At 66.9% G+C, this 16,082-nt stretch carries 18 protein-coding genes; 7 read left to right on the top strand and 11 right to left on the bottom strand.

What is annotated here, in order from left to right:
• Positions 1-140: 140 nt before the first annotated feature.
• Genes ACWPWT_RS02910 through ACWPWT_RS02900 form a run of 3 tightly spaced genes read right to left on the bottom strand, consistent with a single transcriptional unit; the run spans position 141 to position 3,844 of the window.
• Complete coding sequence (locus ACWPWT_RS02910) at positions 141-1,616, bottom strand: phytoene desaturase (RefSeq protein ID WP_454278485.1); 1,476 nt, start codon at positions 1,614-1,616, stop codon at positions 141-143.
• Entirely contained in the window at positions 1,613-2,773 is a 1,161-nt protein-coding gene (gene crtY, locus ACWPWT_RS02905; protein ID WP_454278484.1) for a lycopene beta-cyclase CrtY, read from the bottom strand. Before crtY ends, ACWPWT_RS02910 begins: the two co-directional genes overlap by 4 nt.
• A 48-nt stretch (positions 2,774-2,821) precedes the next feature.
• Positions 2,822-3,844 carry a YncE family protein gene (locus ACWPWT_RS02900; RefSeq protein ID WP_261270254.1) on the bottom strand — a complete coding sequence of 341 codons (1,023 nt, stop codon included), beginning with the start codon at positions 3,842-3,844 and terminating at the stop codon, positions 2,822-2,824.
• Between the two features lie 160 nt (positions 3,845-4,004).
• Between ACWPWT_RS02900 and ACWPWT_RS02895 the strand changes: the two genes are divergently transcribed.
• Together ACWPWT_RS02895 and ACWPWT_RS02890 are read left to right on the top strand one after the other, a co-directional pair.
• On the top strand, positions 4,005-4,436 hold the full coding sequence (locus ACWPWT_RS02895) for a TIGR01244 family sulfur transferase (protein WP_261270255.1): 432 nt from the start codon (positions 4,005-4,007) through the stop codon (positions 4,434-4,436).
• The gene (locus tag ACWPWT_RS02890) at positions 4,433-4,834 is read left to right on the top strand and encodes a hypothetical protein (protein ID WP_454278483.1); all 402 of its coding nucleotides are present in this window, start codon (positions 4,433-4,435) and stop codon (positions 4,832-4,834) included. Before ACWPWT_RS02895 ends, ACWPWT_RS02890 begins: the two co-directional genes overlap by 4 nt.
• 40 nt (positions 4,835-4,874) lie before the next feature.
• Here the strand turns inward: ACWPWT_RS02890 and ACWPWT_RS02885 are convergent, their stop codons facing one another.
• From ACWPWT_RS02885 to ACWPWT_RS02875, 3 genes are read right to left on the bottom strand one after another with little or no spacing between them, the layout of a single operon-like run.
• Complete coding sequence (locus ACWPWT_RS02885; protein WP_454278482.1) at positions 4,875-6,101, bottom strand: class I SAM-dependent methyltransferase; 1,227 nt, start codon at positions 6,099-6,101, stop codon at positions 4,875-4,877.
• An 18-nt stretch (positions 6,102-6,119) separates the two neighbouring features.
• Positions 6,120-6,863: a molybdopterin-dependent oxidoreductase gene (locus ACWPWT_RS02880; protein ID WP_454278481.1), complete on the bottom strand. Its 744-nt coding sequence runs from the start codon at positions 6,861-6,863 to the stop codon at positions 6,120-6,122.
• Positions 6,860-7,588 (bottom strand): cytochrome b/b6 domain-containing protein, encoded by a 729-nt coding sequence (locus ACWPWT_RS02875; RefSeq protein WP_454278480.1) that lies wholly within the window; start codon positions 7,586-7,588, stop codon positions 6,860-6,862. The genes ACWPWT_RS02880 and ACWPWT_RS02875 overlap by 4 nt, the downstream gene beginning before the upstream one ends.
• 27 nt (positions 7,589-7,615) lie before the next feature.
• On the opposite strand from ACWPWT_RS02875, the gene ACWPWT_RS02870 reads away from it, so the two are divergent.
• Positions 7,616-8,236, top strand: coding sequence for a flavin reductase family protein (locus ACWPWT_RS02870; protein ID WP_454278479.1), 621 nt, complete (start codon positions 7,616-7,618; stop codon positions 8,234-8,236).
• 268 nt (positions 8,237-8,504) lie between these two features.
• Positions 8,505-8,951, top strand: coding sequence for a hypothetical protein (locus tag ACWPWT_RS02865; RefSeq protein WP_454278478.1), 447 nt, complete (start codon positions 8,505-8,507; stop codon positions 8,949-8,951).
• Here the strand turns inward: ACWPWT_RS02865 and ACWPWT_RS02860 are convergent.
• From ACWPWT_RS02860 to ACWPWT_RS02845, 4 genes are all read right to left on the bottom strand, one after another.
• Entirely contained in the window at positions 8,942-9,700 is a 759-nt protein-coding gene (locus ACWPWT_RS02860) for a sulfite exporter TauE/SafE family protein (protein ID WP_261270262.1), read from the bottom strand. The genes ACWPWT_RS02865 and ACWPWT_RS02860 overlap by 10 nt on opposite strands.
• 251 nt (positions 9,701-9,951) lie before the next feature.
• Complete coding sequence (gene rlmN / locus ACWPWT_RS02855) at positions 9,952-11,160, bottom strand: 23S rRNA (adenine(2503)-C(2))-methyltransferase RlmN (protein WP_454278477.1); 1,209 nt, start codon at positions 11,158-11,160, stop codon at positions 9,952-9,954.
• A gap of 102 nt (positions 11,161-11,262) precedes the next feature.
• Positions 11,263-11,736 carry an invasion associated locus B family protein gene (locus tag ACWPWT_RS02850; protein WP_454278476.1) on the bottom strand — a complete coding sequence of 158 codons (474 nt, stop codon included), beginning with the start codon at positions 11,734-11,736 and terminating at the stop codon, positions 11,263-11,265.
• On the bottom strand, positions 11,733-12,392 hold the full coding sequence (locus ACWPWT_RS02845) for a histidine phosphatase family protein (protein ID WP_454278475.1): 660 nt from the start codon (positions 12,390-12,392) through the stop codon (positions 11,733-11,735). Before ACWPWT_RS02845 ends, ACWPWT_RS02850 begins: the two co-directional genes overlap by 4 nt.
• Positions 12,393-12,532: 140 nt before the next feature.
• On the opposite strand from ACWPWT_RS02845, the gene ACWPWT_RS02840 reads away from it, so the two are divergent.
• The 3 genes from ACWPWT_RS02840 (at position 12,533) to recF (ending at position 15,611) form a co-directional block, all read left to right on the top strand.
• Complete coding sequence (locus ACWPWT_RS02840) at positions 12,533-13,141, top strand: outer membrane protein (protein WP_261270266.1); 609 nt, start codon at positions 12,533-12,535, stop codon at positions 13,139-13,141.
• Between the two features lie 151 nt (positions 13,142-13,292).
• Positions 13,293-14,408 carry a DNA polymerase III subunit beta gene (dnaN, locus tag ACWPWT_RS02835; RefSeq protein WP_261270267.1) on the top strand — a complete coding sequence of 372 codons (1,116 nt, stop codon included), beginning with the start codon at positions 13,293-13,295 and terminating at the stop codon, positions 14,406-14,408.
• A gap of 159 nt (positions 14,409-14,567) precedes the next feature.
• Positions 14,568-15,611 carry a DNA replication/repair protein RecF gene (gene recF, locus ACWPWT_RS02830; RefSeq protein ID WP_454278474.1) on the top strand — a complete coding sequence of 348 codons (1,044 nt, stop codon included), beginning with the start codon at positions 14,568-14,570 and terminating at the stop codon, positions 15,609-15,611.
• Positions 15,612-15,626: 15 nt separating this feature from the next.
• On the opposite strand, the gene ACWPWT_RS02825 is transcribed toward recF, so the two are convergent.
• Entirely contained in the window at positions 15,627-16,013 is a 387-nt protein-coding gene (locus tag ACWPWT_RS02825) for a hypothetical protein (RefSeq protein ID WP_454278473.1), read from the bottom strand.
• Between the last annotated feature and the right edge of the window lie 69 nt (positions 16,014-16,082).

Below are 16,082 nucleotides of genomic sequence, written 5' to 3'. Positions count from 1 at the left end.
GAAAAGGCTAAATAGAGGCCGGATTGCCCGCCCTCCATTCAACCCGAGCGAAGTCGAAGGCTACGCGCTGCGCTCACCCATGGGTGCTCTGCCGAGTCATCCCATGGCCTTCGACTATGCTCAGGCTGAACGGAGGCGGGTTACTTCCGCTCCAGCATCAGCGCCGCCGTCGCCTTGGCGCTGCCGACCACGCCGGGAATCCCTGCGCCCGGATGGGTGCCCGCGCCGACGAAATACAGGTTCGGGATCGAATCGTCGCGATTGTGCACCCGAAAATAGGCGCTCTGCGTCAGGATCGGCTCGAGCGAGAAGGCCGAGCCCATATGCGCGTTCAGGTCGGTGGCGAAGTCCGATGGCGCATAATGGAATTTGGTGACGATCCGATCGTGGATGTCGGGGATCAGGCGGCGACCCACTTCGTCCAGGATGCGCTTTTCCAGGATCGGCCCGACCTCGTCCCAGTTCATCGGGAACTTGCCCATGTGCGGCACGGGGGCCAGCGCATAGAAGGTCGAATGCCCCTCGGGCGCCAGGCTGGGATCGGTGACGGTCGGGTGGTGGAGATAGAGCGAGAAATCCTCCGAGAGCACGCCGGTGTCGTAAATGTCGGTCAGCAGGCCCTTATAGCGCGGGCCGAAGAGGATCATGTGGTGCGGAATGCCCGGCCATGCGCCCTTGATCCCGAAATGGACGACGAACAGCGACGGCGAATAGCGCTTGCGCTCCAGCGCATTGACCGTCCGGCGGGCCGAGCGATTGTCGGCCAGCAGGTCGCGATAGCTGTGCATGATGTCGGCATTGGTCGCCACCGCATCCGCCTGGATGGTCAGGCCGCTCTTCGTCACCACGCCGGTCGCGCGGTCGCCCAGCGTCTCGATCCGGGTGACCGGATCGCCCAGCCGCAGCACGCCGCCGATCCGCTCGAACTGCGCGACCATCCCGGCGACCAGCCGGTTGGTGCCGCCGCGCGCGAACCACACGCCGCCGTCGCGCTCCAGCTTGTGGATCAGCGCATAGATGGCGCTGGTCGTCATCGGATTGCCGCCGACCAGCAGTGTGTGGAAGGACAGCGCCTGGCGCAGCTTTTCCGACTGCACGAATTTGGAGACCATGGCGTAGACCGAATTCCACGCCTGATACTTCATCAGCGACGGCGCGGCCTTGATCATCGACGCGAAGTCGAGGAACGCGACATGGCCGAGCTTTTCGTAACCCTCCCGATACACCCCCGCCGCATAGTCGAGGAACTTGCCATAGCCCCCAATGTCGTCCGGGTTCAGCTTGGCGATCTCGGAACGGAGCTGGGTATCGTCGTTGCTATAGTCGAAATTGGTCCCGTCGACCCAGTTGAGCCGGTAGAAGGGCGTCACCGGATCGAGTTGCACATCCTCCGACATGCTGCGCCCGGTCAGGCCCCAAAGCTCTTCCAGACAGGCGGGATCGGTGATGACGGTGGGTCCGGCATCGAAGGTGAAGCCGTCGCGTTCCCAATAATAAGCACGCCCGCCGGGCTTGTCCCGCGCCTCGACGATGGTGGTCTGCACGCCCGCCGATTGCAGGCGGATGGCCAGGGCGAGCCCGCCAAAGCCCGATCCGATGACGACCGCGCTCTTCATGACCGACCTCGCAGCGCGGCAATGGCGCGCAGGATCGGCACCGGCGGTCGCCCGGTCAAAATTCGTGCCTTGTCGGCCATGGTGGATTGCCCCGCATAGAATCGCCCGATCAGGTCGGGCGCAAGTCGATAGAAACGCTCGAGCACGCGGTATCGCTCATCGGGCTCTGCCGCCTTGAACAACATCGTGTCGAGCATACGATAAAAGCCGCGCGCATCCCAGGCGTCGCGCGCCATGCGATAGGTCGCATCGTGCAGGTCGGACCCGGCGAAATCGCGCCGCCGGGCCAGCATCGCCGCCATGCGGATCGCATCGGGCAGCGAATAGCCGGTGGTCGGGTGGAACAGCCCGGCGCGCATCCCGGCCTTGGGCGTCTTCGCCCCGCCGCTGCGCCAGTAACCGTCGAAATCGCCGCCCATCGCGACCGGCAACACGCCCGCTTCCTCGCGCACCACCTCCGCGGTCTGCCAGTCGCGCGCCTCGGCATAGCGTTCGATTCGCTGCACGATGGCGCGGCGGTTCAGTTCGGACGAGGTGGAGTAATAGGTATCCTCGACGAAGATCCGATCCTCGGCAAAGGGCAGGGTGTAGACGAAGCGATAGCCGTCGAGTTGCTTGACGGTCGCATCCATCACCACCGGCCGCTCGCTGCCATGCGGACGGTCCAGGCGAAGTTCCTGGCCGACGAATTTCTGCCATCCGCAGGACAGCGAGGACAGGTCGCCCGCGCCGCGCGCGTCGATCACCCCGGTCGCCTCCACCCGATCGCCATCGGCGAAGACGGCGGCAGTCGCCGACACGGCCAGCACCTTGCGGCCCAGGATCAGCGCCTGCGGGGGCAGGACGCGCCGCACCTCGGCGTCGAGGCGGTGGCTTTCGATCGAGTAATAGGTCTGGTTGAGCGTGCGCGAATGGGCCGGGAAGGCCACGTCATAGGCACGCCAGCCATGGGCGACGAGCCGCTCGACGATCCAGCGATCATCCTTGGTCACGTCGCTGCCGAAAAACGACCAGATATGGTTGCCGCCGATCGTCTCGCCCGCGTCGACGAGGCGCACGTCGAGCGAGGGGTGGCGCGCCTTGAGCGCCAGCGCGATCAGGCCACCGGCCAGGCCTGCGCCAATGATCGCGACATCGCAGGAGATTTTGGCAGCCATCGCCGCATCGCTACCGTAAAGCGCAGGATAGGCAAAGCCCAGTCGCCATTACAGAAGAACCGCCGTGTCGGGCGCGTCGCCAGTCGCAAAGCCGCCGGTGATTCGCCAGGTCGCCAGATCGATCATCGCGATCCGGTCATCCTCCAGGGCCGCGTAAATGGTCGAGGCCCCGGCGGGCAGGTTCAGCCCCGGCGCGGCGGCGGGCAGCGGCAGTCGCGCCTCCTCGGCCAGGGTCGCGGGGGAATGGCGGGTCAGGCTCTTGTCCTTGCTATTGGACACGATCAGGCGGCCATCGGGCTGGACGATCACCCGCACCGCCTCGCCGCGAAGGGTGGTGCGGGCGCGCGGCTGGAGCGTGATCGCGTCGAGCGCGTGGAGCACCCCGGCCGGGCGATCGATGACATAAAGCGTCCGTTCGTCCGGGCTGAGCGCCAGTCCTTCGGGCGCGGTGCCGATATGCTGCTTCACGGGGGCGAAGCTGGCATCGTCGGGATTCACCATGATGACCATGCCGCTCATCGTGTCGGCGATATAGGCGCGGCTGCCATCGCCCTTCACCACGAAATAATGGCTGCGCGCGCCGCCGACCGGGATCATCCGGTCGGGGCTTTCGGCGGTGGCAGGCTGATCGAACCGGGCAAGCAGGCTGTCACTCTCGGACAGGGCGTAAAGCCGTCCCCGGGCGTCCATCCGCATCCCGTGCCAGCGGCGATGCGGCGACAGGTCGATGGTGCGCGCCAGCTTGCGATTCGCCAGGTCGATGACCCAAAGCTGATGGCCGCCATCGCCGCCGAACTGCCAGCCCTTCACGCCATAGCCGCCGACATAGGCGAAGCGACCTGCCGGATCGGCCACCATCTCGTGCGGCTGCGGCCCCAGCGCGACGGTGCCGGTACGGCGGCCATCGGGCAGGCTGTAGAAGGCGACGCGCCCGGCCCCTTTTTCCACCACCGCCAGCGTCGCGGGGCCGGTCGCCGCCGCCTGCGCCCGACGCCAGGCCAGCGGCAGCGCGGTGGCCGCGCCCAGGGCGGCCAGACCCCAGAGACCCTGGCGGCGATCGATCAACGGCATGGGGCGGGCATCCTCGACGATAAACTAGCTGCATGCCAGACGTGGCGCCGCGCCTGTTGTTCCGCGCCATCGGTGGCTGGGCATCCCCGATCATGTCTTTTCGTCGCGATGGGGCCTCGCACCGGTTGCGGTGAAACGGCCCATTGAATAGGTGAATGGCATGATCCGCCCAATCAATGAAAGCGTCGCCGTCGCCCCCCAGATCCGGCCAGAGGATGTCGCCGCGATCAAGGCGGCGGGCTATTCGGCCATCGTCAACAACCGCCCCGACCATGAGGAGCCCGGCCAGCCGACCGGCGATTCGATTCGCGCGGCGGCCGAGGATCAGGGGCTGGCCTATACCGCCATTCCCGTGACCCCCGGCGGCTTCAGCCACGAGATGGTCGACCAGATGACCCAGGCGCTGGTCGAGGCCAAGGGGCCGGTGCTGGCCTATTGCCGGTCGGGCACGCGGAGCTGCAATTTGTGGGCGCTGGCGGCGGCGAAGGCCGGGCGCAATCCCGAGCTGATCGTGATGCAGGCCGAAGGGGCGGGATATGACCTGTCCGGCCTGCGTCCCACGCTGGAAACGCTGGCAGGCGCGCGGGGATGACCCTGCCGATCACCGGCGCGCTGTCAGGATGGGCGCTGGGCAGCGTAGGCGCCGGCGTGGTGCTGGGCATCGTCGCGATCGGCTGGCTGCTCCTGCGCCGCCGCGACCGCCGGGTCGGCTCGCCCGAAGAGGTGGCCGCCGCTGCCGAGGCCGCGCTGTCGGGCTTTGCCGTGGCGGGGGCGGTGGTCGGTGCGGACGGGCAGGGCGCGCTGGCGGTGGCGGCCGATGGCCGGGTCGCCGCGATCAAGCTGCGCGGTCGCCGGATCGAGGTGCGCGAACTTCCCTGGACACGGATCCGCTCGACCGCCGAGGGCATCGTCGCCGAGGTCGAGGGACGTTTCGGCCCGGTGATGCTGGCGGGCGTCGATGTGCTGGATATTCGACGCCTGCGGGCGTGAATGCCATGTTTTCCTCCTCGCAAGGGGGGGAATGGTCGGCTCAGTCCCGCAACGCCCGTTCGCCCTCGTACATATAGTCGCGCGTCACCGGCACCGACATCCGCCCGCGCGTCAGCTGCACCTGATAGTTGCACAGCCCGCCATTGCGGAACGCCGCGCCCGCGCCTGCGAGATAGAACAGCCACATGCGATAGAAGCGCTCGTCATAGAGCGCGACGATCCGGTCCTTCGCCGCCACCGTCCGGTCGTACCAGATGTCGAGCGTCCAACCATAATGGCAGCGCAGCACCTCGACATCGGTCAGGAACATGCGCAACCCTTCCTGCGCGCGCACGATCTCCGACAAAGCGGGGTTATAGCCGCCGGGGAAGATATATTTGGTCGTCCAGTCGTCGGTGACGCCCGGCCCGCTCAGCCGCCCGATCGTGTGGAGCAGCATCACGCCGTCCTCGGTCAACAGGTCGCGGCATTTGCGGAAGAAGGTGCGATATTGCGGCGGCCCGACATGCTCGAACATGCCCACCGAGACGATGCGGTCGAACCGTCCTTCCACCCGGCGATAGTCGATCAGTTCGAACTTCACCTTGTCGGCGACGCCCAGTGCCGCCGCCCGCGCCCGCGCGACCTTCAACTGCTCCTCGGACAGGGTGACGCCCAGCACTTCGGCCCCGCACATCTGGTGCAGATATAGCGCCATGCCCCCCCAGCCGCAGCCGATGTCGAGCACCTTCATCCCCGGCTCGATCGCCAGCTTGGCGGCGATATGCGCCTTCTTGTCGCGCTGTGCCCGCTCCAGATCATTGGCCGGGTCGGTGAAATAGGCGCAGCTATATTGCTTGTCGGTGTCAAGGAAGAGTTCGTACAGCGTGCCCGACAGGTCGTAGTGATGGGCGACATTCTTCTTCGACCGGCGCTCCATGTTGATCCGGTCGATCCGATGCTTGATTGCGCCCGCCGCCCGCACCAGCCGGGACGGGTTGAGATTGGCACGGCCCGCTTCCCATTTGTCGTTGGCGGTTAGCAGTTCGACCAGATCGCGGACGTCGCCCTTCTCGACGACCAGGCGGCCGTCCATGAAGGACTCGCCGGCCGCCAGCGCGGGGTTGCGGACGATCTGCCCGGCGACCCGCGCATCGGTGAAGCGGATCGCGACATCGGGATAGCCCGGTTCGGACGTACCGAATTCGCGGACCGTGCCGTCATGATGGGTGAGGGTCAGGCGGCCCTTGCGGACCGCGCGCGACAGAAAGAGATCGATCAGCGCCATATGGCACCGACTAGTGCCTTAAATCCCGGCATACCAGTCATAATCGACATGGTCTTCCCAATAACCGCCCTTGCCCAAACCTATGTTGGATAGAGTTTCGACCGCATCGATCCGCATCAGGTATTTGGCGTGCTTGTACCCCAGTTGCCGCTCCACCCGCAGGCGCAGGGGGGCGCCGTGGCCGACATCCAGCATCCGCCCGTTCATCCCCCAGGCCAGGATCGTCTGCGGGTGAAAGGCGTCGATCAGGTCGAGCGATTCGTAATAGGGCTGGCCGCCATAGAGATCGGCGCAGGTGAAGACGACATAGCGCGCCCGGCTGCTGATATTCGCGGCCTTCAGGATATTGCCCAGCATCGGACCCATCCACTCGCCGATCGCGCTCCACCCCTCGACACAGTCGTGGCGGGTGATCTGGCGGCGCACGGGGAATTCGCCGATCTGCCGAAGCGAGAGGGAAAGGGGGGTGCCGCCCAGCCCGCCGCCCTTCAACCGCCAATCCTCGAAACGGTTGGACAGCAGCGCGCCATATTCGGGCGTGCCCGGATGGCGCGTGCCGTTGGTCCGGAAATAGGGCGACATCTGGTCGCGGCGATATTCGGGGGCCAGCGCCCCCCGGTTCGTCAGCGCGCGTTGCAACCCTTTCTGCATATCCTCGCCCGCGAACAGGATTTTGCGCGCGGTCGGTTGCTCGATGATCTTGTCGCAGCCCGCGAGGAGCAGCCCCGCGCCGCCCGTCAGGATGGTCCGACGCCGAATCATTCGGGTATCCTCCAACGGCCGGTGATCATCGATCGCACCTCGTTTCCCGCGCCCGCCAGGATGACGAGCACCAGATGGACGATGGTGAACAGCGCCAGCGCGCAGGCGGTGATGAAGTGGATCGACCGCGCCGACTGCCGCCCGCCCAATATTTCGAGCACCCAGGGCCAGGCGGCGTTCATGCCGGGCGACAGCGCGATCCCGGTCAGGATGGCGAGCGGCAGGGCGACGAACAGCACCATCGCATAACTCAGCTTCTGGAACAGGTTATAGGCACGCGGATCCTTCTCGTCATGGAAGCGAAAGGCCAGATGCCGCTTCAGATCGGTCCAGAGCGACGCGGGCCCCAGTTCGCGCGCCCGGATGCGCAGGTCGCGCTGGAAATGCCGGGTCAGCAGGCCGCCGATCATATAGGCGAGCAGTCCGAAGCCCAGCACCAGCGCGAAGAACAGGTGCCAGCGCCGCGAGATCGCCAGATTGTACCGCGCGGGAATCGTGATCCAGCTCGGGAAATGCGGCAGGCTCCACCAAGCCGGATCGAAATTGGCGCCATAGCGGCCCCAATAGAGCCGGGGATGCGCATTGGAGATCCCCAGGCCCGACCCCAGCAGGATCAGCACCGCCACCGCATTGACCCAGTGCCACAGCCGCGTCACCAATCCGTGACGGCGGACGACCGACACGCTCCGGAGTCTTTCAGGCTCTTGCGACGTTGGCGCTTCCATCCACACTCCTTTTCGGCGACCCGATTCATGATCCACGATTGGCACTTCTACGAACCCGTCAACGGCCATGGACTGGCGCATGATCCCTTGAACGCGATCGTCTCCCCCCGACCCATTGGCTGGATCGGCAGCCGGTCGGTCGCGGGCGTCAACAATCTGGCACCTTACAGCTTTTTCAACGTCTTCAACTACCGTCCGCCGCTGATCGGCTTTTCATCGCAGGGATGGAAGGATTCGGTCGCCAATATCGCCGAGACCAAGGTCTTCACCTGGAACCTCGCCACCATGGCCTTGGCGGAGTCGATGAACGCCAGCGCCGCCGCCGTGGGGGCGGAGATCGACGAATTCACTCTCGCCGGCGTGACGGCGGAGGACGGTCGCCTGATCGCCGCCCCGCGCGTCGCCGACAGCCCGGTGTCGTTCGAGTGCCGCCTGACCCAGTTGATCCGGCTGGAGACGAAGGAAGGGCGCGAACTCGATCAGTGGCTCGTCATCGGCGAGGCGGTGGGCATCCATATCGCCGCCGAGATGATCGAAAACGGCATCTACCAGACCGCCCGTGCCCGCCCCATCCTGCGCGGCGGCGGGCCGGTGGATTATTTCGAGGTGACCGAGGCGGCGCGGTTCGAGATGCGACGGCCGGATTAGAGCGGGGCCTCGCGGTCCGGCCGCATTTTTCCATTAAAAGTTAATTTAGATTATCGCGTCAGAAGGCCCGCCGAACCGGGAGGCGTTCGATGATCCGATAGCATGAGGGCGATGATCACGGCTGCGGCGATTGCCCAGGCGTGACGATGCAGGACGGCCGGGGGTGGGCCGACCCTGCCGCGACCAGATTTCCATAGTCCATATCGCCCGGGTGGGGATCCGATGGGGCGATAAGGCAGACAATCCGATTTTGTCGAAAGGCACCCCAATGCTGTTCGAATGGCACGACATGCGCGCCGCGTTGACGCGCGTCATGACCGAACACCGCGCTTTGTGTAACGCGCCCGCACCCGATATCACCGCAATCAGCCGAAGCCGCTGGCTGATCTCCAACGCCAGCCGGCAACGCGCCGCCTGGTCCATGAAAACGGCGAGTCCGCTTGCCGAACGGCTGGCGCATACGCCTGGCGGGGCCGCCTGGCTGGCGTTGCAGGCTGACATGCCCGCCTATCGCCAGCGCATATCCGGTTTCGTGTCGCGCTGGCCGACCGAGGCGATCGTCAAGGACTGGTCCAGCTATCGCCATGACAGCGCCGCGCTGCGCTTCGAGATCACCCAGTGGCTGCGCCGCGAGGAAATCGCGATCCGGGCGCTGGTGGCGGCGCTGGAAGCGGAGGCCGCGTCACCGTCCGAGCGCATCGCCGGTCAGGCATAACCCCGCCAGAAGAACACCGCCGTCGTCACCGTCGTCAGCAGCAGCGTCCACCCCCGGATCAGCCCGGCGGGCAGTCTGCGCCCGATCAGGGCACCGCTCCACCCGCCCAGCACGCCGCCTGCCAGCATCGGCAGGCATTGGGCCCAGGCGACCATGCCGGTGGCGATGAAGACCAGGGTCGCCGCCGCATTGGCGGTCGCCAGCATCAACGTCCGGGGCGCGGCCAGTTGGGCCGGGTTGCGTCCTGACAGCAGCCCCCAGGCGGCGGTCAGCATCATGCCGATGCCGCCGCCGAAATAGCCGCCATAGACGCCTAGCACCGCCTGCGCCGCCATCAGTGCGCGCGGGCCCGGACGGGCGATCCGCGCCAGCCAGTCCGAGGCGTGGCGTCCTCCCGCGATCGCGATCGTCGCGGTCAGCAGCAACCAGGGCACGATCAGGTCGAAGGCGCGCGGCGGCGTCAGGAACAGCAGCACGCTGCCCAACAGCGCGAACATGAAGGTGATCGTCGCCATCCGCCGCATCGACACCCCCATCACCGGCTCCAGCCCATGGCGATAAGCCCAGACGCTGGCCATCGCGGCGGGTTGCAGCGCGACGTTCGAGGTGGCGTTGGCGATGGTGGAGGGCAGGCCGAGCGCGATCAGTGTCGGCATGGTCGAAAAACTGCCCCCGCCCGCCAGCGCATTCATCGCACCACCGACAAAGCCCCCGGCGGCGGCGAGGGCGAGGAAGGTCCAGTCGATCATCGGGCGGGGTAACGCATGGTGCGGGGCTTCCGTGCCTCAGCCGAAGCCGGGGGGCAAGCACTTGGGCATTCCTCCCCTGCAAGGGGAGGGGGGCCATGCGACGCATGGCGGAGGGGAGTGGCAGGTCAAACCCGCCCCGCGGGGTTGAGGATTGCCGGGGGCAATCCAGCCTGCCACTCCCTCTCGATAGCGCGACACCCCTCCGTCAGGCCTGACGGCCTGCCACCTCCCCTTACAGGGGAGGAAAAAGGTCACCCCAGCGCCGCGAACTTCTCTTCCGCCTCGCGGTCGAGCTGCGCACGGCTCTTCTTCTCGGCGGCGGTCTTGAGCTGACCGCAGGCCGCATCGATGTCGCGCCCGCGCGGGGTGCGGACGGGCGCGGAGATGCCACCCTCGAACACGATGTCCGAAAAGCGGCGAATTCGCTCCGGGGTCGAACATTCGTAATCCGCGCCGGGCCAGGGGTTGAACGGGATCAGGTTCACCTTGGCGGGCAGCTTGTACTGGCGCAGCAGCCGGACCAGCTCGTGGGCATCGGCGTCCGAGTCGTTCTTGTCCTTCAGCATCACATATTCGAAGGTGATGCGCCGGGCATTGTTGGCGCCGGGATAGTCGGCACAGGCCTGAAGCAGTTCCTCGATGCCGTATTTCTTGTTGAGCGGCACGATCTCGTCGCGCACGTCCTTGGTCACCGCATGGAGCGAGACGGCGAGGTTCACGCCGATCTCTTCGCCCGCGCGCGCCATCATCGGCACCACGCCGCTGGTCGAGAGGGTGATGCGCCGCTTGGACAGCGCCAGCCCGTCGCCGTCCATCACCAGCTTCAACGCATCGCGCACCGCATCGAAATTATAGAGCGGCTCACCCATGCCCATCATGACGATGTTGGTCAGCATCCGCCCCTCGGGCTGGCTGGGCCATTCGCCGAGCGAGTCGCGCGCCAGCATCACCTGCCCGACGATCTCGCCGGCGGTCAGGTTGCGGACCAGCCGCATCGTGCCGGTGTGGCAGAAGCGGCAGTTGAGCGTGCAGCCGACCTGGCTCGACACGCACAAGGTTCCCCGATCGGCGTCGGGGATGAACACCATCTCGTAATCCTGCCCGTCGGGCGAGCGGAGCAGCCATTTGCGCGTGCCGTCGTTCGACACCTGTGCCTCGACCACATCGGGGCGGCCGATGACGAAGCGATCCTCCAGCCAGGGATGCTGCGCCTTGGAGATGTCAGTCATGTCGGCGAAGCGAGTCGCGCCGCGATTGTACAGCCAGTGCCAGATCTGCTTCGAGCGCAGCTTGGCCTGCTTCAACTCCATGCCCGCCGACAGCAACGCCTCGCGAAGCTGGTCCTTGGTCAGGCCGATCAGGTCGACCCGGCCATCGGGGCGCGGTTGCACGCCGCGCGGCACGGGCACGGGATCGATGTGCCCGGGGATGGGCATGGGGGCGGCCGAAACTGTCTGCATGGGCTCGCCCATAGCGCAGAATCGCGCCTAATACCACTGGCTCGACGCGGATCGCTTCACGCTCCCCCGGAGGGGAGCAAGGCAGTCAATCGGCATTCCCCGTCACACAGGCCCCGTCACACAGGCCAGCGTCGCGGCGTCGATCGCGGCGGCCGCGCCCGCCAGCGCATAGGTATCGGCGAAGGGGCGACGGCGGGTGTCGACCGCCGACACGCTCATGCTGCGGCCCGATCGCATCGCCATGACCAGCGCATGGTCGGTCGCGGCATCGGGCGCCCAGACGTCCTGGGCCGTGCCGACCAGCGGAAAGCGCCGCTCGCCGATGACCAGCGTCACCGCCGCCGCCCGGTCGCGGGGGATGGTCAGATGCAGGTGGAAGGACTCGCGCAGTCGCCTGGCGGGCCAGGTCCCGACGCTGGCGAAACCGCCGGTCCGCCCGTTCGCCAGCACCGGCTTGGCGATGGCGTAGCAGCGATCGGGGTCGCGAAACGCGCCCCAGCCCTTGTAGATGCCGATCGTCTCGCGCGCGAACGCCGGACCGGCAATCAGCGCCAGGATCAGGAAAAGGCGCTTCATGGCGAGGGGCGGTGGATCAGCGTCTCGCGGCCGCCCGCGATCATCACGATCGACCCTTGCGGCAGTCGCTCGGCCACCGGCACGCCGCAATGCGCATCGTCGGGCAGGTCCAGCATCAGCCCGCGCAGCACCCGACTCGACAGGCCGTGCATCAGGATCAACCGGTCGCCGTCATCATCCTGGGTATCCGCCAGCCATGCCGACAGGCGCGCCGCCATGGCGGCATAGCTCTCTCCATCGGGTGCGCCCACCGCCATGCCGTGCGGATGGACGATGAGCCCATGCACCGCCGCCAGATCGGCGGAAATCTGTCCGCTCCAACTGCCGAAGCCGAGTTCGATCAGGCGCGGATCATGGTTGGTCGCGTGCCAGTCGACCGCGATATGCTCCGCGATCACCGCCAACGTCTGAAGTGCGCGGCCGGTGGGCGAGGACCATAGGGTGAGCGCGGGTGCCCGGCCCAACCGTGCGTGCAGAACCTGGCCGATCGCCTCGGCCTGGGCGAAACCCCGGCGGGTGAGGGGGGTGTGCAGGTCGATCCGGTCGCCCTGGATCTTGCCGATCCGATTGAACACCGTCTCGCCGTGCCGGGCGATGAAATCGCGGCCCCGGCGCGCTTGGCGCGGGCGTGAGGGCTGGGGATCGGGCGTCGCCATGGCGCCATCCCTGTCGCGGCTGTTGCGCCGATGCAACGCTTTTTCCTGTTTAGCTGAGGTTCATGCAACGTCGCCGGTTTCACGCCATTGAAGCCGAGACCGTCAATGTAACGGCGGCCTGTACAGTAATGGAGTAAGTTATGCGTAAGCTCATGCTCGCCGCCCTGGCGACGTCCGCGCTGGCAGCAGCGGCGGCCCCCGCCGCCGCCCAGACCGCGCAGCCTTTCACGGGTTTCCGCGTCGAAGGGCTGATCGGTTATGACAGCCTCAACGATCGTCATGGGCAGGACGGCAGTTCGAGCGACGGTGTGCTTTATGGCGCGGGCATCGGCTATGACATTCCCGCGGGCCCCGTCATTCTGGGCGCGGAGGGCGAGATTACCGGCTCCAGCTCCGACACGCGCAGCAACGGCATCCGCGTGCCCGGCGACGAATTCCGCCTGGGCGCGGGCCGCGATCTCTATGCCGGTGCGCGCGTCGGCTATGTCATCTCGCCGGTCGCGATGGGCTATCTGAAGGCGGGCTACACCAACGCCAAGTTCGATGCGCGCTACACCACGGCGGGCGTCACCACCGCCAACGAACAGGAAGTCGGCGGCTATCGCCTGGGTGCGGGGCTCGAATATGCGATCAGCCCCAACACCTTCGTAAAGGGCGAATATCGCTATTCGCACTATGACGAAATGGATGGCGTCGGCATCAACCCGAACCGCCATCAGCTGCTTGCCGGATTGGGCCTGCGCTTCTGAGCCGGGATTCTTTTCCACATTAACGGTGGTTTTACTACCAGTGGTGGAGGGGTCGAAGCCTTGCTTCGGCCCCTTCTTGGCGGGTAGGAACCAAGGCCATTTATCACACTCGGACTCCGGCCATGCGGTCGTTCCGGCGGGGGATCAGGAAATGAAGGCGACGATCGAACGCGCAACGCTGCTCAAGGGTTTGAGCCATGTCCAGTCGGTGGTGGAGCGGCGGAACACGATTCCGATCCTCTCCAACGTGCTGCTCGAGGCGACGGCCGAGGGCCAGCTTCGCATGATGGCGACCGACCTGGACCTTCAGATCAACGACAGCGTCGCCGCCGCGGTCGACCAGCCGGGTTCGACCACCGTGTCGGCGCACACCCTGTTCGACATCGCGCGCAAGCTGCCCGAGGGTGCGCAGGTGCAGCTGACCGCCGCCGAGGGGCGCATGACCATCGTGGCGGGCCGGGCGCGCTTTTCGCTCGGCACCCTGCCGCGCGACGATTTCCCCGTCATCGCCGAGGGCGAGCTGCCGACCCAGTTCGAGCTGTCGGTCGAACTGCTCAAGCAGATCATCGACAAGACCCGCTTCGCCATCTCGACCGAAGAGACTCGCTATTACCTCAACGGCATCTTCCTGCATGTCGCCGAGGACAATGGCGCACCGGTGCTGAAGGCCGCCGCCACCGACGGCCACCGCCTCGCCCGCGTCACCATCGAGCGTCCCAATGGCGCCGAGGGCATGCCCGACGTGATCGTGCCGCGTAAGTGCGTCGGCGAACTGCGCAAGCTGCTTGACGAGGTGGACGGCTCGGTCGGCGTGTCGCTGTCGGGTACCAAGATCCGCTTCGATCTGGGCCAGGCGATCCTGACCTCCAAGCTGATCGACGGCACTTTCCCCGATTACAGCCGCGTCATCCCGACCGCGAACGACAAGATCCTGAAGCTGGACCCCAAGGCGTTCATGCAGGGCGTCGACCGCGTCTCAACCATCGCGACGGAGAAGACGCGCGCGGTAAAGATGGCGCTGGACCGCGACCGGATCACCCTGTCGGTGACCAGCCCCGAAAACGGCACCGCATCGGAAGAGGTGCCGGGCGAATACACCTCGCTCGGCTTCGAGATAGGGTTCAACAGCCGTTATCTGCTCGACATTCTGGGGCAGATCGACAGCGACCTGGTCGAGGTCCACCTGGCCGACGCCGCCGCGCCGACTCTGATCCGCGAGAATGACAAGGCCCCCGCGCTGTACGTGCTGATGCCGATGCGGGTGTGACAAATCTTTCCTCCCCTGCAAGGGGAGGTGGCAGGGCGTAGCCCTGACGGAGGGGTGTCCCGCTCTCGATAGGGCGACACCCCTCCACCAGCTTCGCTGGTCCCCCTCCCCTTGCAGGGGAGGATGTTTTGAGGAACGATACCCTTTAAGGCGGTCATAATGCTCTCCCGCCTCGTCCTCACCGACTTCCGCAATCACGCCGACCTCGCGCTGGCCCCCAGTGCGGGGTTTATCGTGCTGACCGGCGAAAATGGGGCGGGCAAGACCAACGTCCTGGAGGCGGTGTCGCTGCTCGCGCCCGGACGCGGGCTGCGCCGCGCCGCGCTCTCGGCGATGGCGCGGCAGGGGGGCAAGGGCGGGTTCGGCGTCGCCGCGACGCTCGACGGCGATGTCGAGATCGCCACCGGCGCGCTCCCGTCCGCGCCCGAGCGACGGGTCGTTAGGGTGCAGGGCGCGGCAGCCAGCGCCAATGCGCTCGCCGATTGGCTGTCGGTGCTGTGGCTGACCCCGGTGATGGACCGGCTGTTCGTCGAGCCCGCTTCCGAGCGGCGGCGCTTCCTCGACCGACTGGTGCTGGCGCTGGCCCCGGCGCACGGCATGCATGCGACCCGCTATGACGCAGCGATGCGCGAGCGCAACCGGCTGCTCGCCAGCGACGGGCCGGTCGATCCCGACTGGCTGAGTGCGCTGGAAGCGCGGATGGTCGAGCATGGCGCGGCGGTCGATGCCGCGCGCGTCGCGGCGGTGGCGGCGCTCGACCAGCGGCTGGAGGAGGTGCCCGACAGCGTGTTCGCGCGCGCCTCGCTGGCCCTGGAGGGCGAGGCGGTCGACCCGGCCGCCTTCGCCCATGCGCTGGCGATGGGGAGAAGGCGCGATGGGGCGGCGGGGCGGACGCTGGTCGGGCCGCACCGCGCCGACCTGTCGGTCACCCATGTGGCCAAGGGGCAGGCGGCGGCGCTCTGTTCGACCGGCGAGCAGAAGGCGTTGCTGTTGGGCATCGTGCTCGCCCATGCCGATCTCGTTACCGAACGGCGGGGCGCCCCGCCGGTGCTGCTGCTCGACGAGGTGGCGGCGCATCTCGACCCGTCGCGCCGTGCGGCATTGTTCGAGCGGCTGGCGGGGCGGGGGCAGGTGTGGATGACCGGGACCGAGCCGGCGCTGTTCGTCGACGTGCCGGGAGAGGCGACGCGCGTGACGTTCTGAGCGGGATTTAGAAGGTCAGCGGCAGAGCGCCGCCGCGATCACATCCAGCGCCCGGTCATAGCTCGCCAATTCGCCGGCGCTCAGGAAACCCTGTTGCGCCACCGCCGCGTTGGTGTCGCGGCGCACTTGTTCGACGCGCTGCCACAGTTTTTGCGCCTGGGGCTGGGTCAGGCGGCGCGCCTTGCGGGCATTGCCGATGTCCGCCTCCAGGATATTGGCGCGGACCGAGATATGCGCCTGGCGGCTGTCGCGGATCGTTCCGCCGGTCTGGCCCCGCACCCGGTGCTGTTTCGCCAGATCGCAGCTGGGATAGGCACCCCGCACCGATGCGGATTGCGCCGAGGCCGTCCCCATGCCCAGCATGATCAGAGCAGTAGCGAGGATGATGGATTTGCCGGTCATCATAGGTCTCCCAAGCCGAAAATCGATGCCCGACCATAGGCGTCGCTGCCCGAACGGCTCCCGTGCGTG

Source organism: Sphingomonas sp. Marseille-Q8236, assembly GCF_965112005.1.
The sequence above is the reverse complement of the archived record's forward strand: the minus strand, read 5'-3'. Positions and strand labels throughout refer to the sequence as shown.

What these genes read in the sequence shown, in the direction of transcription:
- ACWPWT_RS02910 (WP_454278485.1), bottom strand. Translation starts at nt 1,616, where the DNA reads ATGAAGAGCGCGGTCGTCATCGGATCGGGCTTTGGCGGGCTCGCCCTG.
- crtY (WP_454278484.1), bottom strand. Translation starts at nt 2,773, where the DNA reads ATGGCTGCCAAAATCTCCTGCGATGTCGCGATCATTGGCGCAGGCCTG.
- ACWPWT_RS02900 (WP_261270254.1), bottom strand. Translation starts at nt 3,844, where the DNA reads ATGCCGTTGATCGATCGCCGCCAGGGTCTCTGGGGTCTGGCCGCCCTG.
- ACWPWT_RS02895 (WP_261270255.1), top strand. Translation starts at nt 4,005, where the DNA reads ATGATCCGCCCAATCAATGAAAGCGTCGCCGTCGCCCCCCAGATCCGG.
- ACWPWT_RS02890 (WP_454278483.1), top strand. Translation starts at nt 4,433, where the DNA reads ATGACCCTGCCGATCACCGGCGCGCTGTCAGGATGGGCGCTGGGCAGC.
- ACWPWT_RS02885 (WP_454278482.1), bottom strand. Translation starts at nt 6,101, where the DNA reads ATGGCGCTGATCGATCTCTTTCTGTCGCGCGCGGTCCGCAAGGGCCGC.
- ACWPWT_RS02880 (WP_454278481.1), bottom strand. Translation starts at nt 6,863, where the DNA reads ATGATTCGGCGTCGGACCATCCTGACGGGCGGCGCGGGGCTGCTCCTC.
- ACWPWT_RS02875 (WP_454278480.1), bottom strand. Translation starts at nt 7,588, where the DNA reads ATGGAAGCGCCAACGTCGCAAGAGCCTGAAAGACTCCGGAGCGTGTCG.
- ACWPWT_RS02870 (WP_454278479.1), top strand. Translation starts at nt 7,616, where the DNA reads ATGATCCACGATTGGCACTTCTACGAACCCGTCAACGGCCATGGACTG.
- ACWPWT_RS02865 (WP_454278478.1), top strand. Translation starts at nt 8,505, where the DNA reads ATGCTGTTCGAATGGCACGACATGCGCGCCGCGTTGACGCGCGTCATG.
- ACWPWT_RS02860 (WP_261270262.1), bottom strand. Translation starts at nt 9,700, where the DNA reads ATGATCGACTGGACCTTCCTCGCCCTCGCCGCCGCCGGGGGCTTTGTC.
- rlmN (WP_454278477.1), bottom strand. Translation starts at nt 11,160, where the DNA reads ATGCAGACAGTTTCGGCCGCCCCCATGCCCATCCCCGGGCACATCGAT.
- ACWPWT_RS02850 (WP_454278476.1), bottom strand. Translation starts at nt 11,736, where the DNA reads ATGAAGCGCCTTTTCCTGATCCTGGCGCTGATTGCCGGTCCGGCGTTC.
- ACWPWT_RS02845 (WP_454278475.1), bottom strand. Translation starts at nt 12,392, where the DNA reads ATGGCGACGCCCGATCCCCAGCCCTCACGCCCGCGCCAAGCGCGCCGG.
- ACWPWT_RS02840 (WP_261270266.1), top strand. Translation starts at nt 12,533, where the DNA reads ATGCGTAAGCTCATGCTCGCCGCCCTGGCGACGTCCGCGCTGGCAGCA.
- dnaN (WP_261270267.1), top strand. Translation starts at nt 13,293, where the DNA reads ATGAAGGCGACGATCGAACGCGCAACGCTGCTCAAGGGTTTGAGCCAT.
- recF (WP_454278474.1), top strand. Translation starts at nt 14,568, where the DNA reads ATGCTCTCCCGCCTCGTCCTCACCGACTTCCGCAATCACGCCGACCTC.
- ACWPWT_RS02825 (WP_454278473.1), bottom strand. Translation starts at nt 16,013, where the DNA reads ATGACCGGCAAATCCATCATCCTCGCTACTGCTCTGATCATGCTGGGC.